The organism is Vibrio bivalvicida (assembly GCF_001399455.2).
GTDB classification, from domain to species: Bacteria; Pseudomonadota; Gammaproteobacteria; order Enterobacterales; family Vibrionaceae; genus Vibrio; species Vibrio bivalvicida.
The window spans coordinates 1-26,906 of sequence record NZ_LLEI02000017.1 but is presented as its reverse complement, the minus strand read 5'-3'; the positions used below and the strand labels follow the sequence as shown (position 1 = coordinate 26,906).

General features: G+C 43.1%; 26 protein-coding genes and 3 tRNA genes. 11 read left to right on the top strand and 18 right to left on the bottom strand.

All coding sequences use genetic code 11. The features are described from left to right. Positions 1-15: 15 nt before the first annotated feature. The 5 genes from APB76_RS03520 to APB76_RS03500 form a co-directional block, all read right to left on the bottom strand. A complete protein-coding gene (locus APB76_RS03520; protein WP_049846958.1) occupies positions 16-630 on the bottom strand; it encodes a CDP-alcohol phosphatidyltransferase family protein in 615 nt (204 codons plus the stop codon). Next, positions 623-1,270 (bottom strand): ATP-binding cassette domain-containing protein, encoded by a 648-nt coding sequence (locus APB76_RS03515; RefSeq protein ID WP_054963124.1) that lies wholly within the window; start codon positions 1,268-1,270, stop codon positions 623-625. The genes APB76_RS03520 and APB76_RS03515 overlap by 8 nt, the downstream gene beginning before the upstream one ends. After that, a complete protein-coding gene (locus APB76_RS03510; RefSeq protein ID WP_054963125.1) occupies positions 1,236-2,945 on the bottom strand; it encodes an ABC transporter permease in 1,710 nt (569 codons plus the stop codon). Before APB76_RS03510 ends, APB76_RS03515 begins: the two co-directional genes overlap by 35 nt. Before the next feature lie 9 nt (positions 2,946-2,954). Continuing rightward, on the bottom strand, positions 2,955-4,097 hold the full coding sequence (locus APB76_RS03505) for an ABC transporter substrate-binding protein (RefSeq protein ID WP_054963126.1): 1,143 nt from the start codon (positions 4,095-4,097) through the stop codon (positions 2,955-2,957). Between the two features lie 199 nt (positions 4,098-4,296). Next, complete coding sequence (locus tag APB76_RS03500) at positions 4,297-4,743, bottom strand: META domain-containing protein (protein ID WP_054963127.1); 447 nt, start codon at positions 4,741-4,743, stop codon at positions 4,297-4,299. 196 nt (positions 4,744-4,939) lie between these two features. On the opposite strand from APB76_RS03500, the gene APB76_RS22500 reads away from it, so the two are divergent. Together APB76_RS22500 and APB76_RS23530 are read left to right on the top strand one after the other, a co-directional pair. After that, complete coding sequence (locus tag APB76_RS22500) at positions 4,940-5,188, top strand: DUF1289 domain-containing protein (protein ID WP_074181688.1); 249 nt, start codon at positions 4,940-4,942, stop codon at positions 5,186-5,188. Positions 5,189-5,328: 140 nt separating this feature from the next. After that, a complete protein-coding gene (locus APB76_RS23530; protein ID WP_371719914.1) occupies positions 5,329-5,448 on the top strand; it encodes a DUF1289 domain-containing protein in 120 nt (39 codons plus the stop codon). A 5-nt stretch (positions 5,449-5,453) separates the two neighbouring features. Here APB76_RS23530 and APB76_RS03495 read toward each other — a convergent pair whose 3' ends face one another. The 9 genes from APB76_RS03495 to APB76_RS03455 all read right to left on the bottom strand — a co-directional run bounded on the left by APB76_RS03495 (position 5,454) and on the right by APB76_RS03455 (position 14,592). Then, positions 5,454-5,675 carry a hypothetical protein gene (locus tag APB76_RS03495; RefSeq protein ID WP_049846963.1) on the bottom strand — a complete coding sequence of 74 codons (222 nt, stop codon included), beginning with the start codon at positions 5,673-5,675 and terminating at the stop codon, positions 5,454-5,456. A gap of 277 nt (positions 5,676-5,952) precedes the next feature. After that, entirely contained in the window at positions 5,953-6,360 is a 408-nt protein-coding gene (locus APB76_RS03490) for a GspS/AspS pilotin family protein (RefSeq protein ID WP_054963128.1), read from the bottom strand. Positions 6,361-6,362: 2 nt separating this feature from the next. Beyond that, entirely contained in the window at positions 6,363-6,659 is a 297-nt protein-coding gene (locus APB76_RS03485) for a YciI family protein (protein WP_049846965.1), read from the bottom strand. Between the two features lie 104 nt (positions 6,660-6,763). Further along, positions 6,764-7,156, bottom strand: coding sequence for an acyl-CoA thioester hydrolase YciA (gene yciA, locus APB76_RS03480; RefSeq protein ID WP_049846966.1), 393 nt, complete (start codon positions 7,154-7,156; stop codon positions 6,764-6,766). Between the two features lie 74 nt (positions 7,157-7,230). After that, a complete protein-coding gene (locus tag APB76_RS03475) occupies positions 7,231-7,782 on the bottom strand; it encodes a septation protein A (RefSeq protein WP_054963129.1) in 552 nt (183 codons plus the stop codon). A 107-nt stretch (positions 7,783-7,889) separates the two neighbouring features. Next, the gene (locus APB76_RS03470) at positions 7,890-8,117 is read right to left on the bottom strand and encodes a hypothetical protein (protein ID WP_049846968.1); all 228 of its coding nucleotides are present in this window, start codon (positions 8,115-8,117) and stop codon (positions 7,890-7,892) included. Between the two features lie 251 nt (positions 8,118-8,368). Next, a complete protein-coding gene (locus tag APB76_RS03465; RefSeq protein WP_237767877.1) occupies positions 8,369-10,270 on the bottom strand; it encodes a sensor histidine kinase in 1,902 nt (633 codons plus the stop codon). 613 nt (positions 10,271-10,883) lie between these two features. Then, a complete protein-coding gene (locus APB76_RS03460) occupies positions 10,884-13,397 on the bottom strand; it encodes a response regulator (RefSeq protein ID WP_054963131.1) in 2,514 nt (837 codons plus the stop codon). Further along, positions 13,390-14,592 carry an acyl-homoserine-lactone synthase gene (locus tag APB76_RS03455; protein WP_054963138.1) on the bottom strand — a complete coding sequence of 401 codons (1,203 nt, stop codon included), beginning with the start codon at positions 14,590-14,592 and terminating at the stop codon, positions 13,390-13,392. Before APB76_RS03455 ends, APB76_RS03460 begins: the two co-directional genes overlap by 8 nt. 551 nt (positions 14,593-15,143) lie before the next feature. On the opposite strand from APB76_RS03455, the gene ihfA reads away from it, so the two are divergent. After that, positions 15,144-15,437, top strand: coding sequence for an integration host factor subunit alpha (gene ihfA / locus APB76_RS03450; protein ID WP_049846971.1), 294 nt, complete (start codon positions 15,144-15,146; stop codon positions 15,435-15,437). A gap of 121 nt (positions 15,438-15,558) precedes the next feature. On the opposite strand, the gene APB76_RS03445 is transcribed toward ihfA, so the two are convergent. Together APB76_RS03445 and yeiP are read right to left on the bottom strand one after the other, a co-directional pair. Next, positions 15,559-15,879, bottom strand: coding sequence for an HI1450 family dsDNA-mimic protein (locus APB76_RS03445; protein WP_054963132.1), 321 nt, complete (start codon positions 15,877-15,879; stop codon positions 15,559-15,561). 2 nt (positions 15,880-15,881) lie between these two features. Beyond that, positions 15,882-16,448 carry an elongation factor P-like protein YeiP gene (gene yeiP, locus APB76_RS03440; RefSeq protein ID WP_049846973.1) on the bottom strand — a complete coding sequence of 189 codons (567 nt, stop codon included), beginning with the start codon at positions 16,446-16,448 and terminating at the stop codon, positions 15,882-15,884. 135 nt (positions 16,449-16,583) lie between these two features. Between yeiP and APB76_RS03435 the strand changes: the two genes are divergently transcribed. Continuing rightward, the gene (locus APB76_RS03435; RefSeq protein ID WP_054963133.1) at positions 16,584-17,351 is read left to right on the top strand and encodes a nucleotidyltransferase domain-containing protein; all 768 of its coding nucleotides are present in this window, start codon (positions 16,584-16,586) and stop codon (positions 17,349-17,351) included. Positions 17,352-17,424: 73 nt separating this feature from the next. On the opposite strand, the gene APB76_RS03430 is transcribed toward APB76_RS03435, so the two are convergent. Continuing rightward, complete coding sequence (locus tag APB76_RS03430) at positions 17,425-19,275, bottom strand: leukocidin family pore-forming toxin (protein ID WP_054963134.1); 1,851 nt, start codon at positions 19,273-19,275, stop codon at positions 17,425-17,427. Positions 19,276-19,689: 414 nt separating this feature from the next. Between APB76_RS03430 and APB76_RS03425 the strand changes: the two genes are divergently transcribed. Beyond that, positions 19,690-20,433 (top strand): substrate-binding periplasmic protein, encoded by a 744-nt coding sequence (locus APB76_RS03425; protein ID WP_054963135.1) that lies wholly within the window; start codon positions 19,690-19,692, stop codon positions 20,431-20,433. A gap of 11 nt (positions 20,434-20,444) precedes the next feature. On the opposite strand, the gene APB76_RS03420 is transcribed toward APB76_RS03425, so the two are convergent. Continuing rightward, on the bottom strand, positions 20,445-22,802 hold the full coding sequence (locus APB76_RS03420; RefSeq protein ID WP_054963136.1) for a DNA polymerase II: 2,358 nt from the start codon (positions 22,800-22,802) through the stop codon (positions 20,445-20,447). 326 nt (positions 22,803-23,128) lie between these two features. On the opposite strand from APB76_RS03420, the gene uvrY reads away from it, so the two are divergent. The 6 genes from uvrY (at position 23,129) to APB76_RS03390 (ending at position 26,834) form a co-directional block, all read left to right on the top strand. Beyond that, positions 23,129-23,773 carry a UvrY/SirA/GacA family response regulator transcription factor gene (uvrY, locus tag APB76_RS03415; protein ID WP_004746682.1) on the top strand — a complete coding sequence of 215 codons (645 nt, stop codon included), beginning with the start codon at positions 23,129-23,131 and terminating at the stop codon, positions 23,771-23,773. Between the two features lie 47 nt (positions 23,774-23,820). Beyond that, positions 23,821-25,650 (top strand): excinuclease ABC subunit UvrC, encoded by a 1,830-nt coding sequence (gene uvrC, locus APB76_RS03410; RefSeq protein ID WP_054963137.1) that lies wholly within the window; start codon positions 23,821-23,823, stop codon positions 25,648-25,650. Between the two features lie 77 nt (positions 25,651-25,727). After that, positions 25,728-26,285 (top strand): CDP-diacylglycerol--glycerol-3-phosphate 3-phosphatidyltransferase, encoded by a 558-nt coding sequence (gene pgsA / locus APB76_RS03405; RefSeq protein ID WP_049846979.1) that lies wholly within the window; start codon positions 25,728-25,730, stop codon positions 26,283-26,285. A 238-nt stretch (positions 26,286-26,523) separates the two neighbouring features. After that, positions 26,524-26,597, top strand: a tRNA-Cys gene (locus tag APB76_RS03400). A gap of 3 nt (positions 26,598-26,600) precedes the next feature. Further along, a tRNA-Gly gene (locus APB76_RS03395) sits at positions 26,601-26,676 on the top strand. A 71-nt stretch (positions 26,677-26,747) separates the two neighbouring features. Continuing rightward, positions 26,748-26,834, top strand: a tRNA-Leu gene (locus APB76_RS03390). Positions 26,835-26,906 lie beyond the last annotated feature (72 nt).

Here is a 26,906-nt window from a genome sequence, read left to right as displayed (position 1 = left end):
GTAGTAAATGAGGCGCTAAGGCGCCTCATTTAATGTCTGAAAGCCTGAATAGATACGGGTAAAGGTTGTAAACCAGCATGCGGCACCAAAGACGAATGCAATCAAGGCAAAATGTTGTGGAAATAAGCAGAACAAAATAAAGCAGCCAATTGTCTCTGTTCCTTCGGTGAGTCCACTCATGTAATAGAGTGACTTGTTTTTATAGACAGGGTTGTCGATGCCGCGTTTTCCTGCCATTACAGCAAAAGCTAAAAAACTTGTCCCCGTTCCGATAAAAGAAAAAATCAGAAATGCCCCGGCAATGGCGTTTTGCTCTGGATTAGCGAGCACAAAACCAAATGGGATCAGCGAGTAAAATAGAAAATCTAAGCTGATATCGAGAAAGCCCCCCGCATCCGAAATACCTTGAACACGTGCAAGTGCGCCATCAAGGCCATCGCATATCCGATTGAGAACTATAAAAGCCAGCGCTAAGGTGTATTGCTCTACGATCAAAGCGGGAAAGGCAAGGCAGCCTAAGGCAAAGCCAAACAGTGTTGTCTGGTTGGCAGTGACCCCTAGCTTATCAAATAGCTTGGCAGACTGAGCTAAAGGCCAACGAATAACTTTGATACTGAAACGATCAAGCATGTTTTGTCTCCCACGGCCAAGTTATACAGCGGCTATCTGATGGAATGTCTTCGTCATCATGAGTGACCATCAATGCTGGAATATTGGCCTGTTTTAATTGCTCGACAACCCAAGCGCGGAATTGCTCTCTCAGTTCCTTATCTAGCTTGCTGTAAGGCTCATCTAATAAAGCGACTTTGGGTTTCGCTAGTAGCATGCGTGTTAAGGCAATACGAGCGCGTTGACCGCCAGAGATCTGGTCTGGATAGGACTCTGCGAGTTTTGATAGTGAGATGTTTTTTAATGCTTGCATCGCTCTTGATTTTCTTTGTGCTCCTTTCATCGAGTCGGGCAATGCAAACGCAAGGTTTTCCCACACAGTTAGATGCGGAAAGAGCAAATCATCTTGAAATAGAATACCAACTTGACGTTTGTGTGCGGGCAGTCTATCAAGGCGTTGCTCGCTCAATGTGATAGAGCCTGAGTAATCAAATTCTGATGACAAGTGACCAGCAATCGCATCAAGCAAGGTTGATTTACCACAGCCACTTGGGCCCATCAAAGTGACAATTTCTCCTGGCTCGACGGTCAGGTTGAAATCAGAGAAAAGGGGGTCACCATTCGTTTTACGGATGGCGAGGTTTTCGAGACAAAGACTCATTTGGTAGTAAACCTTTAATAGTCAGTCGGCGATACTTAACGTGTAGTCGGCTAAGTAGAATCGCAAATGAGAAAAACAGCAGTGGTAAGATCGCTTGCCAAATAGCATAAATGGCAGTGACGCGACGATCAAAGCCGCTGGATAAAGCGACAGCTTCAGTAGTGATTGTGCTGATACGTCCCGCTCCCAACACGAGAGTCGGAAGGTATTGAGCGAGACTCACACTAATGCCTATAGCCCAAGCAAACGCGATGGCAGGTAATAGCAATGGCAGTTTAACTTTCATCCAAGCCTGTAACGGAGACTTACCTAAGCTAAGGGCAACGCGCGTAAGCCCGTCGTCAAAGCTGCGCCATGGTCCATCAAGTGATAGATAGACGAATGGGAAAGCGAAAAAAACGTGAGCCCAGCATACCCAAAACAAATACGCTTCGCTGTTTAAGTACAAAGTCACGATTTGCACACCAAACAGAACTGACAATTGTGGGATGAGCATAGGGATTGCGATGATATACCCCGGTACCTGCCAACGGTAACGTAGACGATATTCATGAGCGATCAACGCTAACACCAAACTCACAGTCGCACAGACAAGCGCGATGACTAGACTCTGTTCTAGAGTGGCTAAAATACCTTGCCATTCATATTGCCAAAATCGAAGGCTAAACTTGGATGGCAGGAGATCTGGGAACCGCCAGCGTTGAGCGAAACTCCAAATAATCAATAGCGGAATTATCGCTAAGGTTAATCCTGCGACTACAGAGAAAAGGCTTTTTCCCGGTAAATTGACTCCCTTTCTACCCGAATATTGCCAAGCCTTAAAACCTTTGGTGACTGTCCATTCGACCAAGCGAGCAAAAACAATCAGTAATGTGGCTATTGTGAATAAAACAACGGCACCAGCTGCTGCGCGAGGAAGCAGTGATAAATCTGGGTCATTGAACCATTGCCAGACCAATACAGCAAATGTTGGCGGATTGGTAGGGCCAACAATTAAGGCAACGTCAACCACAGATAAGCTGTAAGCCATAACCGCGAGCATAGGGAAGCGCAGCTTAGCAAACCATTGAGGGAAAAGACATTTCCACCAAGTTTGAGCCGAGCTATAGCCCATGGCGTGACTGACTTTTTCAGTCTGTTCAACATTTAACTGCTGAAGAATGGGGATACTCATCAGAAGTAAGAAGGGGACTTCTTTGATGGCCAACATTACAATTAAGCCCATTGCATAAGGGTCTTTGACTAATAGCGCCAAGTCATCGACCGTTTGTCCGTTAGGGTTGTAACCAAACATATCATGTAGGATACGCGCGCCCATTCCCGTCGGCGCAAACAAGAAAGCAAAACCAATAGCAAATGCAACGTGAGGCATCGCGAGTAGCGGAGATAAGCTCAACTCAATCTTACGCCAAAATGCAGTCCTCCATGCAGATTGCAAAATGGCAAAAGTGATCAAACAGGCTAGGTAGCTACTCAAAATCGCGCTATATACCGTTAACCCGATTGACTGCCAAACACCAGCCCATTCAAAAACAGCAGAAAAGCCATCAATGGAAAACTGATTTAAGCCAATCGGGGGGATGTACCCGAGCGCAGAGACCAACACACCAAGCAAGCCTGGTAGGGTAGGCACTATACAAACGACAATAATGACTAAATAGAGCGCTCTTAACATGCAGTAACTCTAGTTTCCATAGCGTTTTAGCCACTCTTTTTCCAAAGCAGCTTGCCAGCTAGGGTGAGGCTCGGCAATTGACTTAAATTGCTGGGTATTCTTAGCTGAACCAGTTAAGAATTGGCTACTTAGTACGGAAGGATCACCCCATACATTCAAATCTCCTTTACGAGATTGCGCTTCAGGGCTGAGTAGGAAATTAATCGCAATTTGAGCTCCAGCGCTTGCATTGGCATTCCAAGGAATCGCTAAGAAGTGGATGTTAGAAAGAGCACCAGCCTCCATTGCATAAGCCTTTGTTGTGTCTGCTAGGTTGCCACTTACTTGTGCGGAAAATACGGCATTTGGATTGAATGTAATGGCGAGATCGATTTGGCCATCATCAAGCAACTGAACCGTTTCTGCCGTGCCCGCTGGGAACTGTTTGCCACCACGCCAAGCCACTTGATGTAATTCATCTAAGTATGACCAAAGAGGCTGTGTCACGATAGCAAAACTCTCATCAGAAACTGGCTGCTGTAGAGAAGCATCATTATTTGTCAATTCGATCAATAGTGCTTTAATAAAACTCGTGCCATGAAATTCTGGCGGTCGAGGGTAAGTGATTCGGTTGGGGTACGCTTTGGCGTAACTTTGTAGTTCTGCGAATGATTGTGGTGGATTATTTAGCTCTTTTTCATCATGAATAAAGACCAGTTGACCTACGCCCCAAGGAGCTTCTAGGCCCTCTGTCGGTTCAGAGAAATCTACGTCGACAGGAAGTGATTTATCGACATACTGCCAGCTAGGTAAACCCTCGGCAAATGGACCAAATAGAAGTTGGTTGTCTTTCATAGATTTGAAGTTCTCACCATTAATCCAAACCATGTCGACACTACCACCACTATTTTTTCCTGCTGCTTTTTCTGCAATCAAGCGTGATGTTGTTTCTGCAATATCGGTGACTTTTACATGTTTTAATGTTACACCGTATTGTGATTGAAGCTCATTGCCGGCCCATTGAATATAGCGGTTAATTTCTTGGCTACCACCCCAAGCATGGAAGTAAACGGTTTGTCCTTTTGCTTTCTCGACAGTCTCTTGCCATTGGTCTGCTGCAACGGAAGAAAGTGAAAAAACAAGCGAAGAAATAAGAGTGATCAGCCTTGTCATAATGTTCCCTGTTAGTTGAATAATTGTATCGGCCAATAATTAGAGACCGAGCTAACGCAATTATTCATTCATTATGACTGAAAAAATCAGGATTATTAACAATTTGGCTGAATTGTTGACGAGATGTATGAAAAGAGTCTGGTAGAAATCAAAAAGCAGCCAAGTTGGCTGCTTTCTGAACTTATTTTGGCGATAAATGTTAGTTTTTCCAATCGTTCAATTTAAACGTTAGCGTATGTACATCGTTTTTTAGCACCATTGAGTCTTGCGTTAGAGTCATATCGCTCCAGTCAGATAGAGTTTGGCCGAATGCTTGTTCAATATCCATAATGTCACCAACACACATTTTCATGGTCATACCCATTTTTTCGATACGGAACTGATTATCTTTTAATTCTGCTTGGCCAAAGAAGTTGTTGCATCCAGCATTACCGTTGGCAGTCATTTTCTCGCCAATTTCTAGACGTGGTGGGTTTTGACGACCTTCTAGCGTGATATCTTCGCCGTCAATGCTAACCAGTTCCCAGTTATGGTGTTGTAAATCTTGAGCTGTAATTGGTTTCACATCGTCTCCAGTGCTTGCACATGCCGTTACAACAAGAGGTAGAGTAATTGCTGCAAGTAACATTTTTGGACTAAGCTTCATAATAGATCAACTCCGATAATAAATAGATAAGTCAGCTTTATGACTTTGATGAGAGCAGTATAGTGAATTGCAGGCAGGATTTGTCAAAATAAGGTCATAGTTTGGTATCAATCACATATTGAAACTCATTGATAAACATACAATTACAATTCACGTAGAGTGAAATTTATGCGTTAATTAAAGTGAGAGGAATCGCTTGGAGCAGTTAGAGTTTTTTATCGTCCCAAGTCCCTGCGTCGGCATATGTACAGTAGATGAGAAAGGCTATTGTCAGGGCTGTATGCGCAAAAGGGAAGAGCGTTTTAATTGGCTTAATATGACACCTGCTCAACAGTTACATGTGATAAAGCTCTGTCGACAACGGTACTTACGCAAAATTCGAAAAGGGCAATCTAAGCCCACGGAAGAGATACTTACCCACACCCCGCAACAAGATCTATTTTAAAATCAAAGATTTACATGGCCCATTATTTAGGCTACATCTTAAATGTCGTGTACTGTATTTTAAGGTGTAGTATGGATATACGAAATGACAATACTAACCCCTGCGTGGGTCTATGCGAATCTAGCAACAATGGTATTTGTATCGGCTGCGGACGTAGCCGGGAAGAAAGGTATCTGTGGCATCAACTGACCGAAATAAAACAAAGAGAGATTCTTGAGCGCTTGCCCAATGAACCTCTCTGTTTGAAATCTGACAACTAGCTCACTTACTTCAAGCCCCAACGATCGTTAACCCAACCACCGGCGTGCTCATCAAAATGGTTTCCTGAGAATCGGTGGTTCACTTCATTGCGCTTTTCATTTTGAGGTTTCTCATCAAGCAAATGTTGTATATAGCTCGCCATCGGATCACCACCTTTCAGCCGATCTTGCCGAGTCGCTACCTCTTTAATCAATTGAAGACGGTATGAGTTGCTAGCACGTTTCATGCGGTGAACCTCCTTAGTTGTGACATTAATATGAAAACTTAGAAGCCGACAAGAAAACCGTCAACACATTATGGTTAATTATTGGTCAGTTTTGTCAGTGTTGAGTCTGTTTTAATTAAGACCATCAGAGCGATGAGGAGCTATCGTATTGAAATATAGGGGAAGATTAGAAACTTGAACAACTGTAAGCTGCAATAAAAAATTCATCAATAATTAAGATAGTAAAGACTCCAATAATGTCGCCTTTACTCAATATTTAACAGGTGCCGCCTATCGGTTACTTGCTTAGAGTCTGGCAGCGTTGGTTAGTGATTAACTCATCTGCCATTAGCTGCCCGCGGCTATTGCGCATCTTAATACGGTAGCTGACCCCTACCTCTAGGTTATTCTTGGTATCTGGTGTGTTGCAATAGGTTTGAATGCTCTGCTTCAACACTTGAGATGTAGGTCTAGCCCCTTTTGCATCGTCATTGTAAACCATCATAATCTCAATCGTGGTTCCTTTTGCGTTGGCGCGCATGATAGATAATGGACCAGACTCAAGCGGTAACTCTGTTGATAGCAAGTTAGCACGGCTTTGTGCGAGTAACTCAAGCTGTTTCTGCTTTTCTGATGATGCAGAAGAACACCCCACAATTAAGGTGCCTAAGGCCACTAGAGTATATATCTTTAGCGAGTTAAGCATGATTAGAATACTTTTTTGAATGGTTTTACGACAACGCTTTGATATACACCTGCTGCAATGTATGGGTCTGAGTCTGCCCACTCTTGCGCTTGTTGTAGAGATTCGAATTCAGCAATGACAGTCGAACCTGTAAAACCAGCTTCACCAGGGTTATCAGAGTCTATTGCAGGCATAGGACCAGCAGTCAGCAAGCGACCTTCATCTTGGAGTACTTGCAAACGTTCTAGATGAGCCGGACGAGCGCTAAGGCGTTTTTCCAAAGAGTTCTCTACATCTTGTGAGAAAATGACGTACCACATGAGCCGATATCCTTATATAATTAGCTTAATTTCAGACGATTACTCTACCTTAACTAGCGTATTTTTAAAGCTTTGATGTATAGATAATTCTATACCTATGCTGATTACTTGATCGGACGAGGCTTTCCGTCGCCATCAATAGCAACGTAATTGAATGTGGCGTCACACACCATAAAGCGATCTTCTAGGCCATGCTCTTTCACGGGCTTTACCCATACTTCTAGGTCAATACTCATTGAAGTACGGCCAATCTTAGTACACTCACCATAACAACAGACGACATCACCAACGCGGACAGGCTTTTTAAAAGTGATGCTCGATACAGAAACCGTAACAATGCGGCCAGATGAGATTTCTTTGGCGAGAATCCCGCCAGCTAGATCGAGTTGTGACATGATCCAACCACCAAAAATATCGCCATTGGCGTTGGTATCTGCTGGCATAGCGAGGGTTCTAAGAAGCATCTGCCCTTTAGGTGCGGTGTGTTCTGTGCTCATTGTGACATCCAATACAAACGAAGCAGCGACCAAGTCGGTCGCCGCAAAAGTAGGATTGTAACAAACTTATCAACTTATTCGCTAGAGTTTGCCTGCCTATCGTCTTTAGGCATATGCTTATAAATATACACACCAGTGAGTAGAGTAAATCCAAATGTTGCGGCAAGCAGGCCAAACACCTTGAAGTTAACCCAAACATCAAGAGGCAGTTTGAACGCGATATAGACGTTTAACCCCGCACAGAATGCAAAGAATGCTACCCATGCCCATGTGACTTTGGCCCATATGTGCTCGGGGAGGGTGATTTCTTTGCCCAACATGCTCTTAATCGCTGATTTACCGATGATATGGCTGACTGCCAAGCCAATGGAAAAAATCATATAAACGATGGTGACTTTCCATTTTATGAAGTTGTCATCGTGAAGGAAAATTGTCATGCCACCAAAGATGGCTACCATCAGAAAAGTGATGACTTGCATCTTCTCTACTTTTTTGAGCATGACATAGGTGACGATTATTTGAATGGCGGTGGCTGCTATAAGAGCGCCCGTCGCAACGTAGATGTCCTGCATTTTGTATAGAACAAAGAAGATAATCAGCGGGATAAAGTCGAGCAGTTGTTTCATTGAGTTATTCTACATCTGTGTAATTGCTCTTAGTCTAACCAATTCAATGCCAATCACAAAGTGCTTAGTAGCATGCGAGCCGAAGTCTGTACCCGTCAATTTGTCAATTAACGTTGAATCTGTCGCTTAAAATCTTCCAAATAGCCTTCACTGCGTAAACTATCGACGGCAAATTGCAATTCTTCATCGCTCATCGAAAAGCAACATGACTTTCCAGTCATACCATTTAAGTATTCATGATATTCCAACTCAGTAAAATGCCCGATTCGGTCGACAAGAAGGCTCTTGATGCCTTGATGAATAAGTCGATAGTATGTGTGACGTTGAACTTCCATAACGTGCTCCTGACATCTGTAAAACGGAGTGTTGCCGCTTGTGTATACCGTGTAAGGATTAAGCATATTCAATGCCAGTAGAATGAGACTTTGACCACTTAGGTGGTAGGTGCTTAATAATGTGTAAAAAATAGCAATTTGAGAGTAAGTGTATTTGGATAATCTAGCAAAAAACAGCAAAATGAGAGTCAAATTGGGAATGGGATTGCCAATCTATTGACTGGCAATCATCACGAAGGGCGGATCTTATTTCAACTAACAGCCGGAGCTATTTGTTGCCGAGCTGTGTTGCCTTGGTGAGGCTTTGGCGCTTTGATTTGACTGAGCGAAATGTTTGTCGCTGGGAATGTTAGTTTGAATTCGGAGTATTGCTCAATTCGAGATTGGCAGTGGATTGACCCTCCAAATGCGTTCATAACACGTTGACAATAGCCCAAACCTAAACCGCTGCTGCCGTTTTTGTTATAGCTAAAGAAGTCGTCAAAGATGCGTGCTTGTAGGCTTTCTGGTATTCCAGGCCCGGTATCACGAAAAAGAACAGAGTTCTCGTATTGGCCATTCTCAATGCGAATTGTAATTTGGCTTTTCGGGTAAGAATCGAAATAGTAGGTGGCATTGCGTAAAAGGTTGAACAGAACAAAACTGAGTAAGGTGGCATTAATTTCAGCGACAAAGTCTTGGTCTAGTTCTAAATGAATCCTTTGACGCGTGGTTTCATTGTCAAAGCCATATTGGTCAACCGCTGCACAAATTACCGATGATATCAAAGATGGAATAACAGGCTCTTGATCGAGCGAAGCGTCTTCCAGCTCACGCATTATAATATCAATCAGTTGATGGCTTTGAGCGATGGCATGGGCTCCTTTTTTAACATATGACACTAGCTGTTCAGATGGCTGCCTTGCGTCAATAGCTTGTTCTAGCATTTCAAACTCGAGCAGAAGCTGCGAGAACGGGTTGCGCATCTCATGTGCAATAGAACTTGCTAAAGCTTGTGATTGTCTAACTTCTTTTTTGTAATTGACATGCACTTGTATTTTTCTTAGCACTCGTTCAATTGCTGCCAGCTCCTCGTAGGAAAAGTGCCTTCCTGTAGGTTTTGAACTTGATACTAGAATATGTGAAAGCTTATTTTTCCTCTCATAGAGGGGCAGTACTAGAGCAGACTGAGTTTTACTCATAGTGTTGTGTACCGCACTAAGCGCCATATCACTAGATTGAAGTAACTCTTCTTCAATTTCATCAATTACTAACGGGGTGCGATAGCTCTCAAAATAGGAGCGGTACTGGTTCACTTCTCGATAATCGTCAAGTAGGCGCAGTTTACCCTTAGGCACACTTATATAGCTCGCTAACTTCTCCATCGCTTGGGTTGGAGATATTTGAAACTCTTCTTCTAAAAGAGCAATTCTTTCTACTGGATTTATTGATTCGCCATAGCAAAACAGACTTACTCCTTTTTGGATCACTTTGAAAAGTTTGTGCCATGTCATTCCAATGAGCAGGACAAGTAATAAAACATTAAACAGATCCACCTTTGATATTGGTACTACCAAAGAAATGAAAACGGCGTATATAAGCGTAGTTATTGCCGCACTAACAAAGACAAAACAAATATATCGTGGGCTAACGAATCGAGATGTGAGCAACGCGTAGCCCATGAGTAACATCTCACTGAGAGAGAGTGTAGGTGGGAGCCAAGTCAGTGAAAAGTTGTCAAAAAAGAAAGTCATACCAACTTGAATGGTGGCGGTAGAGCACATGAAAATGGTGATACCCAGAATCATGTAATTAATTCTCGTTTGTCTTATTCGATTGTGATTGTTTCTTAATGAAAGCAGATTGAAAAAAGTCAGAAATACTAAGGTAGTGAAGCCAAGGAAAAAGTATTTTGTATAGGGGCCAAATTCTAATTGGAATTTGCTTGGACCCGAAATTTCAATTCCCTGAACCGTACCACCAGGGATCAGGTTGCTGAACACTCCGAATAGTGCAATGGCGGTGACCAATACGCTCTGCCATCGAGCGACATTCTTATCTGTATAGTGTTTATGCAATTTGACGATGAAACAATAGGCGGAAACAAACGCAAGCAGCGTCGCGAGATTCGCAACGACGGCCATCTTAATGGCCATCGCATCACCAAATTTCATAATGAGATCGGTGTGGAAATAGCTATTGCTGAGAGCCCAAATGAACACACCTAACGTATAACAAATATAAAAGAGATAGTGTTTTAGACCGAGGCTCCCGTGGCGTTTTGCTAGAGCAGTACAAAAGTACCCAGCCCATATAAGGACGAGTAAAGAGGTCGAGAGTAATACGACCGCCTTTGGGTATAATAGTTGATTCAATAGATAGCTGAACATGTTGTTCTGAGTTCACCAAGTGTTGACGTTGTTAATATTGAGCCGACACTGTTTTTATCTTATATAGCTTAGTTAGCATCGTACATACGATTAGATCGCAAGAAGTAACCTGAATTTGGTGCTGATTTGAATTATCGCGACTCAAAGTTTTGCGATCTTATTTACCTGATGCTGATGTATGAGCAACTATTTTCTTATTTCTATCTGACATGTGTCTCGTTTTCGAAGGGCGAATGATCGGTACTATGATTTAGTGCCGAATAATGAGTGAAGTTATTGATGGTTTTGAGAAGAGGATGGGGAGTTCCCATATAATCAAATGTTTATCTGCGAAAGCGGTATGGCAAATTGATACCATAACCGCTTTGAGAGTTTTGTTTCGCCAGTAAACTACTGCTTAATGTATGCCCATAGGTAGAGCAGATTTCAACATTTGATCGAGTGCTTCTTTTGTCGTTGGTTTAGACAGTCGTCCGTCCATAAGCTCGCTAATCAAGTTCAGTTCTCGTTCGCCAGACTCTCCTGACAGAGCGATAATTGGAATCGTTGGATAGGTTCGCTTAATGATGCTCGCTGCCTCAAAACCATTCATGACTGGCATCTGGATATCCATAAATACAAGATCAATGGGGTTGCTTCGGATAATCTCAATCGCCACTTTGCCATTATTTGCCAGTACGACGCCATAGCCTAACTGTTCAAGATAAAGTTTAACTAAGGTGCGCTGAATTTCTTTATCATCAACGACCAATATCATATGAGAAGGTGCGACGCCAAAATTAAGCCCGCCATTAGATACAGCAACTGCAGGAGTAGAGGCTTTTGTTTCTTGTTTAGGTACCGGGCTGGTTTTTATAGCCTGAGAAACGGTAGCGTTGGTTGCCGGGAAGGTGAGTTTAAACTCGGTAAAGCTTCCAACTTCTGAGTGACAACTGATTGAACCACCAAATGACGTCAATACGCGTTGGCAGTATCCGAGGCCTAAGCCACTACCACCACTCTTATTGTGGCTAAAGAAGTCATCAAAAATACGCCTCAGCAAATTTTGAGGAATGCCTGGCCCGGTATCTCGAAACAGTAAGTAGTTTTCGTACTGACCGCGCTCAGTCCTTATTTCAATCTGACTATTCGGATAAGAGTCAAAGTAGTAAATGGCATTGCGTAGCAAGTTAAATAAGACAAAATTGAACAGAGTATCATTAATTTTGGCTACGAAATCATGGTCAAGATTCAACGAGATACGTTTAAGGTTATCATCATTGTCGAAGCCGTATTGATTAATCGCACTATTGATTGCGTCATGAATTAATGTTGCTTCTGCTGGTTCTTGATCAAGTGAAGAGTTGTTAACTTCTCGCAGGATGATATCAATCAGTTGTCGCCCGCGCTTTATCGCTTGCTTACCTTTATCAACATGTTGCATTAGGCTGTTGGCATCGTTCGGAGATAGAAGCTTGTGGTTAAGCGATTCGAACTCAAACTGCACCTGTGCAAGTGGATTTCTCATCTCGTGAGCGATGGAATTCGCAAGTGCTTGCGACTGTCTTACTTTCTGTTCGTAATTGATATGAACTTGAACTTTCTGTATGACGCGTTCTAGTGCCTTGAGTTCTTCAAAAGAAAAATTGACACCTCCCGGCTTGTGACTAGAAACCAGTACATGGGATAGCTTGTTCTTGCCTTCGTAGATGGGCAGAACCAGTGCTGACTCCATTTGATTCATACTACTGTGGATGGTTGATAGTTCTTTGTTGCGGTTTTTTTCGATCGCATCTTCAATTTCATCGATCACCAACGGTGTGGAGTGATTCTCGAAGTAAGAGCGATACATACTGGCACCTTGGTAATCATCAAGTAACTTTAGTTTATCGCTAGGTACACCCAAATAAGTCGCGAGTGATTCTATGGCTTTACTTGGGGATTTTTGAAACTCGTCTTCTAATTGAGCGATTTTCTCTGTCGGAGAAACAGGTGAACCGTACAACGCGTAGGTTAGGCAGGTGCGGACCAAACGTGATACATAAGGCCATGAGAGACCGATGGCCAATATTGCGACTATACCTGTTGCTGTACTGGCATAGCTCAAGTCTTTGAACAGAGAAACGATAAATGTATAGGTGGCGGCGGTAATGAGTAGTGAACACCCCACAAGGCAGAGATAGCGAAAACTGTAAAAGCGAGAAGCGAGAATCGCGTATCCCATAAAGAGCATTTCACTAATTGAAAGTGCTGGTGGGAGCCAAGTCAGAGAGAAGTTATTGAAGAAATATGTAAAACCTAATTGGATAACCGCAGTAGACGCCATAAAAATGGTCATCCCGAGTATCATATAGTTAACTCTTGTGCGTCGTACACGGCTACTACCGCGTTTAATAGAGAGCAGGTTAAAGAACGTTAGTGCGAATAGCAGCGTTAAGCCAATAAAGAATGGTCGAGTGTACTCACCAAACTCTAACATGAAGTTACTTGGGCCTTTAATGATTACGCTTTTAACAGTCAGATCGGGAACGATATTTACCACGGTACAAAAGGTCAAGGTTAAACCAGCAAATAGAAACTGCCAAAAACTTGGTTGACTACTTGTGTAATGTTTTCTCAGTTTGGCTGAGAAATAGTAAGCTGAACTAAATGCAAGCAGTGCAGAAAGGTTGGCAATGATTGCCATCATAGTACCTACATCTGGGCCCCATTCAACTAACCATCCGCTATGAAAGTAAGCATTACTCAAAATCCAAACAAACAGCCCAAGCGTATAGGTCACATAGTAGAGATACTGTTTTAAGCTGCCGACACCATGCTTTCTAGTGAGAGCGGTGCAAAAATACCCCGCCCATATAAAGACAAGTAAAGCAGTCATAATCAGGGCGATGGCTTTTGGATAGAGTAGCTGTTCTGAAATATAACTAAGCATATTGTAGCTCTTGTCCTTGGTGTCTATGCTGCTTTAATTGCGTGATGGTACTAACTTTATAATGTCGATAACTGCATTCGGCTAAAGCTTGACTTAGTGGTTTAATAAACCAAAGTCCTTTATATGTAGCGAACCCTGAATCTGATACGTGGCAAAAACTCATCTTTAGATACGCACCGTTATTTAAACTTTGGTAATACTGAATCATCAATGGTTGCTCAATGACGACAAAGGCAACCTGAAAGTGGTGTTTGTCCAGTTGAGCCATTAGCCTTTTTTGTGACAAATAGAGGAAAAAAATCTTCTGATTCTGGTTACCACTGACAGTTAGCCTGACGATTTCGCAGCACTTTTCTTGGGCCCTAATATTTTGCCATAGTGTGTTTTCAAATTCCGCTGATGAAGTATCACTGATCTCGACATCTGAACACAAGAGATCTAGGTTCACTAATTGATCTTGCATCTCTGCTTGGTTGATCAAAGTCCAGCAAGAAGTTTGAAAAAACGGTGAAAAGTAAAGCCAATCAAGTGCGTTTTGATGTCGATTAATTTTCGCACTAGATACAATGATGGGGAAGGCTAGATCAGGGGCTAACTGAGCTAGAATGAAGTGAGTTCCCTGAGAAGATACTTCAATTTCATAGAGCATTTCAAACCATTGTTGTTCCCAAACAAACGTTGCTAGATTGATTAACATTACTGCGTCAGGGAGTTCCATTGCATACTGACTGTGAAACGTGTAATAGAGCTCTGTGTGTTTCTCTATATCCTTGATGATGCTATCGGCGAAGTTCTCTTCATTCTGAGTAAATATTGGAACTGACTCAAGTTTTAAACTACAGGTTTGATTGTAGTATTTTTTCGTAATCTTCCAGACATTGAATGCACACCATGCCTGCGCCCAGTTATCAAAAAGTGTTAAAGCCCTTTGTTCAAAATCATGCCACTGCTTAGGTTCATCTTTCAGCGGATAATTGACGTTAACAAAGTAGTAAGGTGATTGCAGCTTTGTCGCGATATTTTTATACCGGAGCGAGTTATCTTGCTCGCAGATCTGCGTGACTCTTTCGTTGAGTATATGTTTAAAAAAGTGATTGCTGTCCACTCCGAAAAGTATTTCGATTTGCTCAAATAGCGCACGCGCATGTTGACTCGTCCCTCGTTCCAAAAGGGAAGATTGATAATTATTAGCCATAGACATTGTTGTAATATTGTTATTTTGAACAATTAGTATTCATATGTATGCCTATTTGTGCAATTGAATTAGTATGTTTATGCTAATTACTACGTTATTAATATTAATATTGGTGATGTAGAGCACGTTGTGTATGGATTAGGTGATTGTTTTTTCATCATTAATGTTTTGAATTGCGCTAACAACAGAGCCATTAGTTATTGGGATGACGTGGTTTTCGTAAGATTTGTGTTTTATTACCTACATCAGTACTTTAGCTATCAACTGATTCTGATTTGAAATTATTATCTAACAATCTTGTTAATAATAAACTAATCCTCTGCGCTATTGGCGTTCATCATCCCTTTAATTGTTGGAAATTCTGCCTATTTAGCCATCTATCTCGTTGTTTTGTCGACTAAATTGTGCTCATTGAAGAAAAAAGTTGGCGAAAATCATGAGCTTGGCATACACTTTCCAAGGTAAAGCCGATATGTTGTTGATTGGCTTGGTGAAATGCTTTGGTGCTGCCTTGGGGCGGCGATGTTTAACACAGCTTTGAGGAAAGTTTTATGGCGCTCACAAAGGCCGATTTGGCTGAGAACCTGTTTGAAAAGCTCGGATACAGTAAACGGGATGCCAAGGAAACGGTTGAGGCGTTTTTCGAAGAGATTCGTAAGGCACTGGAAAGTGGCGAACAGGTAAAACTGTCTGGATTTGGTAATTTTGATCTTCGTGATAAGAATGAACGTCCAGGTCGAAACCCCAAGACAGGTGAAGACATTCCAATCAGTGCTCGTCGCGTAGTGACCTTCCGCCCTGGGCAAAAATTAAAAGCCCGAGTTGAAAATATAAAGATGGACTGACTCTTAGTTAACTAAGAGGCGCATCCTTCATAGGGCTAGCTAGATTCCTAGAAAGCTCCTGATGAAAAAACACCCCAGCAAAGGCTAGGGTGTTTTTGTCTTTGCCATTTGAAAGTCGATTTTAGTCGCGTTTCCATAGAGCATGGCAGAACTTGTGTTCAGGATCGCGGCTAATTAATAGGCGCGCGAACACATCATCAAGCACATCATTTTTTTCGTTGACTAAGCCAACACGAACTTCAGCATATACTTCTTTGTCTACGTCAAAACCGACATGTTCAACCCAGTCGTCACCAGTTTCAACCAACTCAGCAGCGCCGCGCTCTTCAAACTGCGCGGTGAATAGAATGACATCTGCTGGCTCTAGGTTGTCTGGCGCCATTTCCAAGAAAATATCGTAAGCCGTGTCGATGGCATCATCGTATGAGATTAGATCTGTCATGGCTACGCGCGACTCATGTATTTACGTTCAGTCGTGTTAATCACGATTCGGTCACCAGTAGCAATGTATTCTGGAACTTGCACGGTGAGGCCCGTTGCGAAGCGCGCAGGCTTAGTACGTGCTGATGCTGAAGCACCTTTAATTGAAGGATCTGTCTCTTCAATGACTAATTCAACAGCCGCAGGAAGCTCTAGGCCAACGGCGTTACCGTCAACAAGGATTATATGTAGACCTTGGATGTCTTCTGTTACAAATAGTAGTTCGTCTTCAATTTCGTCTTGTTTGAACGTGTATTGAGTGTAATCTTCGTTATCCATGAAGATGTATTCGTCACCATCAACGTAAGAGAAAGAAGAAGCACGTTTGAACATGTCTACAGTTTCTACGACGTCGTCTGATTTGTAGCGTTCATCAACGCGAGCACCTGTAGTTAGGTCCGTACAACGCAGTTTGTATATTTTAGCGCCGCCGCGACCACCAGGAGTGGTTACTTCGATGTCTTTAATTAATAGCGTTTTACCATTAGATTCGATAGCAAAACCTTTTTTAAGCTCACTTGCCTTTGGCATGAACAATTTCCTTCGTGTGAATAGGTATTACCGCGATTATATACCGAGTCACTAGCTGAAGGAATATCTTGATTCATCCTGCGCGGTGAGCGAACATTAGAAAATTGAGTTCGTTTATTTTGTGTTACCAATCAAATGCATCTTTCCACGATCAACCCTAAAACACCGTTTCAACCTAATTATCAACCAGCCATCGATGAATTAGTGAGCTTCCTCAGAAATGGGTTAGGGAAAAATCTGCACAGCATTTATCTCTATGGCAGTGTTGCGCGTAAAACTGCAAAGCCTGGGGTGTCTAATTTGGACGTGATTGTGGTTACAGTTGAGCCGTTTAGCAATCTAAGAACCACTCTATTTAATTCCATCAAATGGCGCTTTCAAAAGTCTTATCCATTTATCACTGAAATATCTTTTAAAACTGCGTTAGTTTCAGAGGTAGCGAGTTTGGAGAGTATTTTCTCTTGGGGCTTTCAGCTACGGCATTGCTCAGTGTGCATTTTCGGTGAAGATTTGTCTGAGTGTTTTGGTGATTACGAACCAAGTTGGGAGATCGCCAAGCACTGGAATATGGATGTGGAAGATTGGGTAGCGGTTTACCGCAATCGTATTGTCCGTTGTGATAAGCCTGAAGATCAGATTAAAGCGCAGAAGATCATCGCGAAGAAGTTGCTCCGAGCGAGCTACTCTCTCGTCATGTACAAAGACAAAAAGTGGTTTGATGACCCACAAGAGTGTGGAAAAGCTTTTTTGTGTTATCACCCCGAAAAGCAGGTAGAAATAGACCGATTAGGGATACTGCTTTCAGGGCGACTTATCGCCAAACGTTCTGTGATTGGTATTCTTGATGGTTTTGGTGAGTGGCTATCTCACCAATATAAAAAGACCGAATTTAAGATTGGATAAAGCGTCGGCTAGGCGGTAGTGAAACAAGGTGGCTCTCACTACCGCGGTATTCTTTAAATCTAGTGTGCGGGAGTTACTTAAAAGAGCTTGTTTCTATTGTCGAGGCGTCAAATACATTGACATAACGCGTATACATCTTAGTACTGAGTTTAGAGTCGGTTTGTGTGCCAGATGACATGCTCAGCTCACCAGTTTGTTTATCGTGCGTTAGATAACGATCGAGGTGGGCGCTCTTTAAGTTGTCTGGTTTTGTCTCTTCCTCCCAACTCCATTTTTGTGTGAGGCTTAAGCTACACGACCGAGCTTGGCTTAGATCATCACTATCTAAGCAATATTCGGTGTTGTATGCGCTAATATACTGACCATCTCGACTGTAAATGAATGCCTGATGGTTATCATATTCATCACACTCTTCACTGGATAAACGTTGTTGATTATCGATAGCAATGCATCTGTTTTTGAAACCACTAAGCTGCAGGTTAACTGGCCTGCCTCCGGTGAAGACAGGGTGGTCCCAATCAACCACAAAACTAATGTTCTTGTTGACGCGATTGACTTGGTGATCACTGTCTTTAGCGTAGTAAGTGCGCACTCCAAAAAACGGTGTCACGTTCGTCATATACCTAAAGCCAGTTATGTCGACAGAGGAATCAATATCAAATTTGGTTTTGCCTGTAGCATCAGGGGCTGCGGAGTAAATGACTTCCATTTTTGGTAGAAAGCTTGCGTGTCCCATTTTGTGGATACGACTTTCATCAACAGGTAGTGTGATTCCTGCGGTATAGCCATGGATTGTAGTTACCATAACCGATTCAGCGGTTGGGTACTGCTCCCTTGCCCATTCGAAACCTACATGCTGAGAGCCGTTTGAATGGCGATCGACCCGATAGTCATTGGTTTCGAAAGACAACCACTTTGATTCCGTCCAGTTTGCCGAAGCTTCAAGCTTGCCTTTGGCGCCGTCGCTACTCGCTTCACCTCCCGCCACAACACCGAAAGAAAAAGTTGAAATCTCACGGTTGGTATAGTTTTTGTTTAAATTGTTTTTAGGCACAGTGCGCAGAATGCGAGCTTTGTCATTTGAAGCATTAAAATTAAAGTCATAGTTTTGCGCGAGTGCCGTGGTGACCATCTCATGCTCGTCCCCTCCTTCAGGCCAAGGTATGCCGCGTGTATGAAGCAGAATTTTGCCGAAGTCGCGGTTTAGTTTAATGCCCGCTCCGGTCGTAGAGTCATCAATCGCAACTCGAACGATTTTTGCGTCTGGCGTAGCGCTCCCTTGGCTCCCGTATGGTAGTGAGCGTTGCAGCGTCACTTGATAAATCAAAGAGATATGGGCATTGTCACACATGCCAGTACTCTTTACGGGGCCTTGGTAAGTATTCCAGGTAGGATTACATGCTGCGTCACTGATTGTGCGTTTAGCCTCGATATAAAAAGCGACCCTAGGTATGCTGTTGTCTATTTCTGCTAGAGGTGAGATGCTTTTCTTTACCCGTCGTGGCTTGGACTTGTATTCAAGACGCTCCAGGTTACTGTCATCAGGCCCTTCTAATTGGCTAAACAGTAGTTTTCCTTTGTGCTCACTAATGATAATCATATCCCCAAGAGTCAACAAACCTAAGCTTTGACGTAGCTTGTCCTGAGCAATATGTTTATCAGATTCATGTTCAATGTTACTAAAGTCGATCAAGTAGCGTCTGTTTTCGGTTAGCACCTGAGTTTTTACTTGGGAAAGTGTCGGTGGCTCGCTGTTACCGTCGGCTAGATAGGCGGCATTGATGTAGTTGACTGCACTTGAATCTTGCAGAGTACTGAGCATATTAATAGCTGCTCCAGCGGGCTCGTCAAATCCAGATGCCCAAACGTTAGCACTCAACACTCCTGAAGCTGCTAGTAGAAGCAGATTAGATTTTCTTTTCATACTATTTCTCTTGTTATTTGATGATACAAACTTGATCTTCGGCAACATGGACACCAGTGAAATCTATAACGGGGTAAGTCAGATTAGTGTTACTCGCTCCGGTTGGTTGGAATTAGCCAACACATATTCTTCCTGTGGTGACGACATGTCATTAATCTGTCGAAAATTAGTTTAAATAGGGTTAAGGGTGGGTTAAGAAATGCAAATAAATAAAAATGTTTTACTTTAAAATAATTGGCTTTGAACGAGAGTCACGCAGCTTTTGGCAATTAACTGATGGATGAGGGACTCGTGGCTCTTATAGAGCGAGAAAAGGATCTGCCTCGATGCTATGAAAGAGGGGGGAGGGGGGGACAAAGGGCGGATTTGCTATAGTTATATGGAATATGTACCGTTGATTCCATCGGAGGTAGTATGAAATTGCCGTTGATCCTTGTGGTTCTCTACCTAGTGTCTGCACATACTTTAGCAGGTCCTAGTACCATTAAATTAACCAATGGAGAATGGCCTCCTTACCTTTCTAACTCCTTGCCAAACGGCGGGCCGTCATCGCAAGTTATTGTTGAGGCGTACAAACTACAAGGTATAGATGTGGATTGGGGGTGGTACCCGTGGCAAAGGTCTTATGTTTTAGCAGAAGAAGGCCAATATGACGGAACAGTGATTTGGTCGGAAAATAAAAAGCGCCAAGCAGCATTTATCTATACCCTTCCTGTATTAGAAGAACGTCGTGTACTGTTTCATTTAGTCGGCAAGACAGTTGATTGGCATACTATTAGTGACCTCGGGGAATATGAGATAGGGGGCACAATTGGTTATGAGTATTCGCAAGAATTCCAAGATGCAGAGCAACAAGGCGTGATAAAAGTTCAACGCGTACGGAGTGAGGTGAATAATTTTAAAAAGCTGGTGGCTAATAGAGTAGACTTGGTTATTGCGACGGAAAGTGTTGGCTATACATTAATCCATAATGAACTTCCCTACGACCAAGCACAAAAGATTACCCATGCCAGTAAGCCTGTTGATGTGCAAAAATGGAGTGTTCTTATCTCTAACAAGAGCCCTCATCAAGCGTACTTTGTCGAGCAATTTAACCTAGGTTTCGAGAAATTAGTTGCCTCTGGTCGTTACGCCGAGATTATGCAAGACGCTAAATAGTCTGCTAACTGTTAGAATAAACCTAGTTGTGGTTCGCTAAGAGTGGCAAAATCTACGCCAATAAATGGCAGGATTGCTTCCGCGACAGGTTTAAGTTGCTTGTCTATGTAGTGCTGATAGTCGATGGCACTCTTTTGGTACTCTTTCGGCTCTGGCCCTGCAATGGTAATCACATACTCGATTCGGCCTTTGTTTTGGTACTGTAACGGTCGGCCTAATTGGCCATTGATCTCATCCGCTATTCTTGCCGCGCGTACTTGAGGTGGGATGTTTTTCTGATACTCATGCAGTTTTCTTCTTAAGCGTTTTTGATAAATCAATTTGTCATCGAATTGGCCCGCTTTTGTCTGCTCTACAAACCTACGAACATAATCATTTGGATTTTTACCATGAAACACCATCGAATAAAGTGTCTGCTGAAACTCTTGTGCAAGAGGGGTCCAGTCTGTACGTGCACTTTCTAACCCTTTAAAAATGAGTCGTTCATCCTCTCCGTCCCCGATAAGTCCTGCATAGCGTTTTTTCGAACCAATTTCTTGTCCCCGAATCGTCGGCATTAAGAACTTTTTATAGTGTGTTTCGTATTCTAGCTCCAAAATTGAGTTGAGGTTGTACTCGGTACGCAGATGGTTCGTCCACCAATCGTTGATATAGTCGACTAGTTGGTGGCCAATTTCATCGGCTTTCTTTTGGGTGAATTGGCCATTGAGCGAGACGAAAGTGGAATCAGTATCTCCATAGATGACTTGATAACCTTTCTCCTCAATCAACACCTTGGTTTGCTTCATGATCTCGTGACCCCGCATGGTAATACTTGAAGCTAACCGGGTATCAAAGAAGCGGCACCCTGACGAACCAAGCACGCCATAGAAAGAGTTCATGATAATTTTTATTGCTTGAGAGAAAGCTTTTTCGCTATTCTTTTTGGCGATATCGCGAGCTGCCCATAGATTTTCGATCATTTCAGGAAGGAAATGGCGGGAGCGGTGAAATTGGCCGCCCCGGAATCCTGGAACCGCTTGCTCTTCCTGATTACCAACCTCTAACTGTAAACCCTCAATTAACCCCATAGGGTCGATTAGAAAACTACGAATGATTGAAGGGTAGAGGCTTTTAAAGTCGAGAACTAAAACAGAATCGTAGAGGTTTGGGATGGAATCCATCACATACCCACCAGGACTTGCAACCCAATTCTCAGAATGCAGATTAGGAGCGACATAACCTGCACGATGCAACTGAGGTAGATACAGATTAGTAAAGGCAGCGACTGAGCCTCCAACGCGGTCGAGCTCAACGCCCGTCAGCTTCGAGCGCTCAATGGCAAACTCAAGTAAATGAGTGTGAGCAAAAATCTTGTTAACCAATACACAATCTTGCAGGTTATATTTTGCAAGTGAGGGCTTGTCATGGCGAAACATCTGATTGATTTCGTCCATGCGATCGTGTACGTTGTGTATCTGCTTACCTTCGCCGAGTAATTCTTGCGAAACTGACTCAAGTGACCAACTTCGAAAGTGGTAGGTCGCCGTCTTAAGGGTATCAATCCCATCCATTACAACTCGGCCGGGGATCGAGATAAAGGCTTGTTGAGTTGTGTTTGATGTGCGGAAAAAGCTCGATTGCTTACCTCGACCAAGTATAAGTTTGACCTGATTCCTCTCGGCACGCTTATGTAGGAGCCTGAAATCAAAGTCGATGACGTTCCAACCAATAATAACATCAGGGTCGAACTGGTTAAACCAACCAACTAGGGCCAGCAGCAACTCTTTTTCGTTGTTTACCCACTGTATATGAGTGTCAGCCTTCTCTGATTGTCCAATCATAATCACTCGACTATCCATTGGACTATCTAGCCCAATAGAATAGAGAACACCTTTTTCTGAACACTCAATGTCTAATGACACCACTTTAAGTTCGGGGGTGTAATTACCTTGGCGGCATCTCACCTGCTTAAGTCGTCGGTGGGGTGTATTACTCTGTACTGCACCTGCAAACTCTATACTACCTTTAATAAAGCGTTCCATTAAAAAGCGATCAGCAAGGCGAATATCGTGTTCTAAGACTTCAATGTCGTGCTGCTTTAGCTGCTCGCTGAGTGATTGAGCTTGCTTAATAGAACTGCAGTAACATGCAGCCACAGGTCGTAAGTCAAAGTCTTTCAGTGGTAAGATTTTCCATTCGACTTGTAAATTTTGGGTCTGTGCTTTGGCACTTTCTAACTGGTCTTGAAACACAAAAAAGACAGGCTTTTCGCCTTCAATCAGAAGTTGAGTAGGACCATGTGGTGTTGATAACCAAAGATCAATCTGAGTATTGCCTTTAATATCGCGGGCTTGCCGCGTAAGTACGAATCCGTTTTGAATAGCCATGGTGATAATTATCAACGAAATGACGCGGTGAACTTCCGCAGAAATAGAGTACCACAAGCTTAGAATGTTAAATAGCAAGCAGCTATTTTACCACTTTTGGAATCGACGAAGTGCTATGAAAATGACCAATAATATACTCTAAGCAATTGATTATTAGATTAATAACAATTTAAATACCAGTTATGAAAATAAGTACTTGCTAAACTTTGCGTTTCAGCACATATTCAGAGTAAGCGAAATGAGTAATTTGAGTTAAACTAGGCAGCTGTACTGTAATCCACACTAGTGGGTTCAGAGCCAAGTTAATGTTGTGTGGAGATACAAGTTTGATAAATGTTTTCCTTGTAGATGATCACGAGCTGGTTCGCACAGGGATACGACGTATTATTGAAGACGTCCGTGGAATGAACGTAGCAGGGGAAGCTGAAAGCGGTGAAGAAGCAGTAAAATGGTGTCGTAGTAACCATGCTGATGTCATTTTAATGGATATGAATATGCCGGGTATTGGTGGCCTAGAGGCAACCAAGAAGATCCTGCGTTTTAATCCTGATGTCAAAATCATCGTTTTAACTGTTCATACGGAAAATCCGTTTCCAACTAAAGTGATGCAGGCAGGTGCCGCGGGTTACCTGACTAAAGGCGCGGGGCCAGATGAAATGGTCAACGCGATTCGTATGGTGAATAGTGGTCAACGCTACATCTCACCAGAAATTGCTCAACAGATGGCACTTAGCCAATTTTCTCCGGCTTCGGAAAACCCATTTGCTGATCTGTCTGAGCGCGAGCTGCAAATCATGATGATGATTACCAAAGGAGAAAAGGTTACTGACATTTCTGAGCAGTTGAACCTGAGTCCTAAAACGGTAAACAGCTACCGCTATCGTTTGTTTAATAAACTAGACATTAGTGGTGATGTTGAATTGACTCACCTAGCGATTCGACATGGAATGATCGACACCGAGACATTATAAGGCGCCATTACCATCAATGTTTTTCAGATCCAGTACATGGTAGTGGTATGACCCAATTTGACTCGGCTTCTTTCCTTAAAACAGTAACCAATCAGCCTGGCGTTTATCGTATGTATAACGCCGAGGCTGTGGTTATCTATGTTGGTAAAGCCAAAGATCTCAAAAAGCGCCTTTCAAGCTATTTTAGAATCAAAGTAGATAGCGAAAAAACGCGTGCCCTCGTAAGTAATATTGCCAAAATTGATGTCACGGTTACACACACCGAGACTGAAGCCCTGATCCTAGAGCATAACTACATCAAACAGTACCTGCCTAAGTACAATGTACTTTTGCGGGATGATAAGTCCTACCCCTATATCTTTGTGAGTGGACACAAACATCCTCGGCTTTCGATGCACCGTGGCGCTAAAAAACGCAAAGGCGAGTACTTCGGCCCTTACCCTGATTCTGGTGCGGTAAGAGAAACGCTCCATCTGTTGCAAAAGATTTTTCCAGTCAGACAATGTGAAGACACTGTCTACAGCAATCGGACGCGGCCTTGCTTGATGTATCAGATTGGTCGCTGCGCAGCACCTTGTGTTAGCAGTGTGATATCTGATCAAGATTACGAAGAACTAGTCGATTTAGTACGTTTGTTTCTACAGGGCAAAGATCAACAAGTCCTGAGTTCATTAGTTGAAAAAATGGAGCTGGCAAGTCAATCATTGCGCTTTGAAGATGCAGCCAAATTCAGGGATCAAATCCAAGCAATACGCCGCGTGCAAGAGCAGCAATTTGTTTCCGAAGACTCTATGGACGATATGGATGTGCTCGGCTTTGCCCAAGAAAATGGGATTGCCTGTATTCATATCTTAATGATTCGCCAAGGTAAGGTTTTGGGGAGCCGAAGCCATTTCCCTAAGATTCCAAACAGCACCACTCAGCAAGAAGTTTTTTATAGTTTCTTAAGCCAATACTACTTAAGCCATAATGAGGCGAGGACTATTCCGACTCGAATTATACTCAACACAGGCTTAATGGATGATTCTGACTCGCTGGCTGAAGCGCTCTCAGGTATTGCGGGACGTAAGGTCCATTTTCATGTTAACCCGGTTGGTACACGTGGCAGATACTTGAAGCTTTCTAACACCAACGCGCTCACTGCAATCACCACCAAGATCAATCATAAGATGACGATCTCTCAACGTTTTAAAGAGTTGCGAGAGTTGCTTGGAATGGAAAGTATAACACGTATGGAGTGTTTCGATATTTCCCATACCATGGGTGAGAGTACCATAGCATCGTGCGTGGTGTTCAACCATGAGGGCCCCGTTAAGCAAGAGTATCGTCGTTATAATATTTCCGGTATTACGGGGGGAGATGACTACGCTGCGATGGGGCAAGCACTAGAGCGTCGTTACTCGAAGCAACTCGAAGTAGAAAAGATTCCCGAAATCGTATTTATCGACGGTGGTAAAGGCCAGCTAAATCGTGCGCATGAGATTATTTCTCAATATTGGGGAGACTGGCCAAAGCGACCACATTTGATCGGTATCGCAAAAGGCGTGACTCGTAAACCAGGACTGGAAACTTTGATTACCGTTGAAGGGGATGAGTTTAACCTACCTAGCGACGCCCCAGCTCTGCATCTTATGCAGCATATTCGGGATGAAAGCCACAATCATGCGATTGCTGGTCACCGAGCTAAGCGCGGAAAAACCCGTAGAACCAGTGCCTTAGAAGGCATTGAAGGCGTCGGGCCAAAGCGCCGCCAAGCCTTACTTAAATACATGGGTGGTTTGCAAGAACTTAAACGAGCAAGTGTAGAAGAAATCGCCAAAGTGCCGGGTATTAGTGTTTCTTTGGCAGAAAACATATATCAAGCATTGAAACAATAATAAAAATCCCGCACCATAAGGCGCTGTTTGAAGCACCAAATAGAGCCATACGCAAACAAAAAGAGCCTTAAATAAATATGCGTTTAAATATCCCGAACATATTGTCTTTGTTGCGACTTTTCTTGATACCAGTATTTGTCGTTGTGTTTTACCTCCCTTATAGCTGGTCTCCTTTTGCCGCCGCAATGGTGTTTTGGGTTGCTGGGTTTACAGATTGGTTAGACGGCATGCTGGCTCGAAAACTGGGCCAAACCTCTCGTTTTGGCGCATTTATCGATCCTGTAGCGGATAAAGTACTGGTTGCGACTGCGCTAATTTTAATTACAGAGCATTACCACAGCATTTGGATCACTATTCCGGCAGTGACAATGATCGCTCGTGAAATCATCATTTCAGCATTACGTGAGTGGATGGCTGAAATTGGTAAACGAGCGAGTGTGGCGGTTTCTTGGGTGGGCAAGGTTAAAACGCTCAGTCAGATGTTTGCTTTATGGGTTCTTATTTGGCGGTACGATGATTGGATGATTTGGGTTGGTTATGCGGCATTGTACATTGCGACCTTCCTGACTTACTGGTCGATGGCGCAGTATCTCATGGCAGCAAAAGATGATTTGCTCAATGAAGAACACCACTGATTTCGAAAGCGGGCAATAGCCCGCTTTTTTGTATCTGGTATCTGTGTAAATTCAGTTAACTCAGTGGATTTACTCAATTATTTGCTAACAAACTCACTAATTTGGGTCGTTTTGCACGATTAATAGACAAACGATTTAAAAAATCAAAATTAGTGTTGACTCGTTAGTTCGAATGAGTAGAATGCTTTCCGTACCCAAGAGGAATCGAGTTAAATACTCTTCATCTTGGCGTCACAGAGGCGCGTTGGCAGAGTGGCTATGCAGCGGATTGCAAATCCGTGGACCTCGGTTCGACTCCGGGACGCGCCTCCATTTGCGACACTAGCTCAGTTGGTAGAGCGCAACCTTGCCAAGGTTGAGGTCACGAGTTCGAACCTCGTGTGTCGCTCCAAATTATTTTGATAACGATGCGTTAATATCGATATCGCAGATGGTGTCTCCATCACAAATTTAGATTTGTGTGCCCTGGTGGTGGAATTGGTAGACACAAGGGATTTAAAATCCCTCGGCGTTCGCGCTGTGCCGGTTCAAGTCCGGCCCGGGGCACCATCTAATCTTAAGCTTTATGCGACACTAGCTCAGTTGGTAGAGCGCAACCTTGCCAAGGTTGAGGTCACGAGT

Coding starts and splice junctions, on each gene's coding strand:
- pgsA (WP_049846979.1), top strand. CDS start 25,728: ATGCGTTTAAATATCCCGAACATATTGTCTTTGTTGCGACTTTTCTTG.
- APB76_RS03500 (WP_054963127.1), bottom strand. CDS start 4,743: ATGAAGCTTAGTCCAAAAATGTTACTTGCAGCAATTACTCTACCTCTT.
- APB76_RS03495 (WP_049846963.1), bottom strand. CDS start 5,675: ATGAAACGTGCTAGCAACTCATACCGTCTTCAATTGATTAAAGAGGTA.
- APB76_RS03475 (WP_054963129.1), bottom strand. CDS start 7,782: ATGAAACAACTGCTCGACTTTATCCCGCTGATTATCTTCTTTGTTCTA.
- APB76_RS03445 (WP_054963132.1), bottom strand. CDS start 15,879: ATGACAGATCTAATCTCATACGATGATGCCATCGACACGGCTTACGAT.
- APB76_RS03455 (WP_054963138.1), bottom strand. CDS start 14,592: ATGGCTAATAATTATCAATCTTCCCTTTTGGAACGAGGGACGAGTCAA.
- ihfA (WP_049846971.1), top strand. CDS start 15,144: ATGGCGCTCACAAAGGCCGATTTGGCTGAGAACCTGTTTGAAAAGCTC.
- APB76_RS03435 (WP_054963133.1), top strand. CDS start 16,584: ATGCATCTTTCCACGATCAACCCTAAAACACCGTTTCAACCTAATTAT.
- APB76_RS03510 (WP_054963125.1), bottom strand. CDS start 2,945: ATGTTAAGAGCGCTCTATTTAGTCATTATTGTCGTTTGTATAGTGCCT.
- APB76_RS03505 (WP_054963126.1), bottom strand. CDS start 4,097: ATGACAAGGCTGATCACTCTTATTTCTTCGCTTGTTTTTTCACTTTCT.
- yeiP (WP_049846973.1), bottom strand. CDS start 16,448: ATGCCAAAGGCAAGTGAGCTTAAAAAAGGTTTTGCTATCGAATCTAAT.
- APB76_RS03485 (WP_049846965.1), bottom strand. CDS start 6,659: ATGTGGTACGTCATTTTCTCACAAGATGTAGAGAACTCTTTGGAAAAA.
- APB76_RS03515 (WP_054963124.1), bottom strand. CDS start 1,270: ATGAGTCTTTGTCTCGAAAACCTCGCCATCCGTAAAACGAATGGTGAC.
- APB76_RS03470 (WP_049846968.1), bottom strand. CDS start 8,117: ATGGAAGTTCAACGTCACACATACTATCGACTTATTCATCAAGGCATC.
- APB76_RS03425 (WP_054963135.1), top strand. CDS start 19,690: ATGAAATTGCCGTTGATCCTTGTGGTTCTCTACCTAGTGTCTGCACAT.
- APB76_RS03420 (WP_054963136.1), bottom strand. CDS start 22,802: ATGGCTATTCAAAACGGATTCGTACTTACGCGGCAAGCCCGCGATATT.
- APB76_RS03490 (WP_054963128.1), bottom strand. CDS start 6,360: ATGCTTAACTCGCTAAAGATATATACTCTAGTGGCCTTAGGCACCTTA.
- APB76_RS03520 (WP_049846958.1), bottom strand. CDS start 630: ATGCTTGATCGTTTCAGTATCAAAGTTATTCGTTGGCCTTTAGCTCAG.
- yciA (WP_049846966.1), bottom strand. CDS start 7,156: ATGAGCACAGAACACACCGCACCTAAAGGGCAGATGCTTCTTAGAACC.
- APB76_RS03430 (WP_054963134.1), bottom strand. CDS start 19,275: ATGAAAAGAAAATCTAATCTGCTTCTACTAGCAGCTTCAGGAGTGTTG.
- APB76_RS03460 (WP_054963131.1), bottom strand. CDS start 13,397: ATGCTTAGTTATATTTCAGAACAGCTACTCTATCCAAAAGCCATCGCC.
- APB76_RS03465 (WP_237767877.1), bottom strand. CDS start 10,270: ATGAAATTTGGTGATGCGATGGCCATTAAGATGGCCGTCGTTGCGAAT.
- uvrC (WP_054963137.1), top strand. CDS start 23,821: ATGACCCAATTTGACTCGGCTTCTTTCCTTAAAACAGTAACCAATCAG.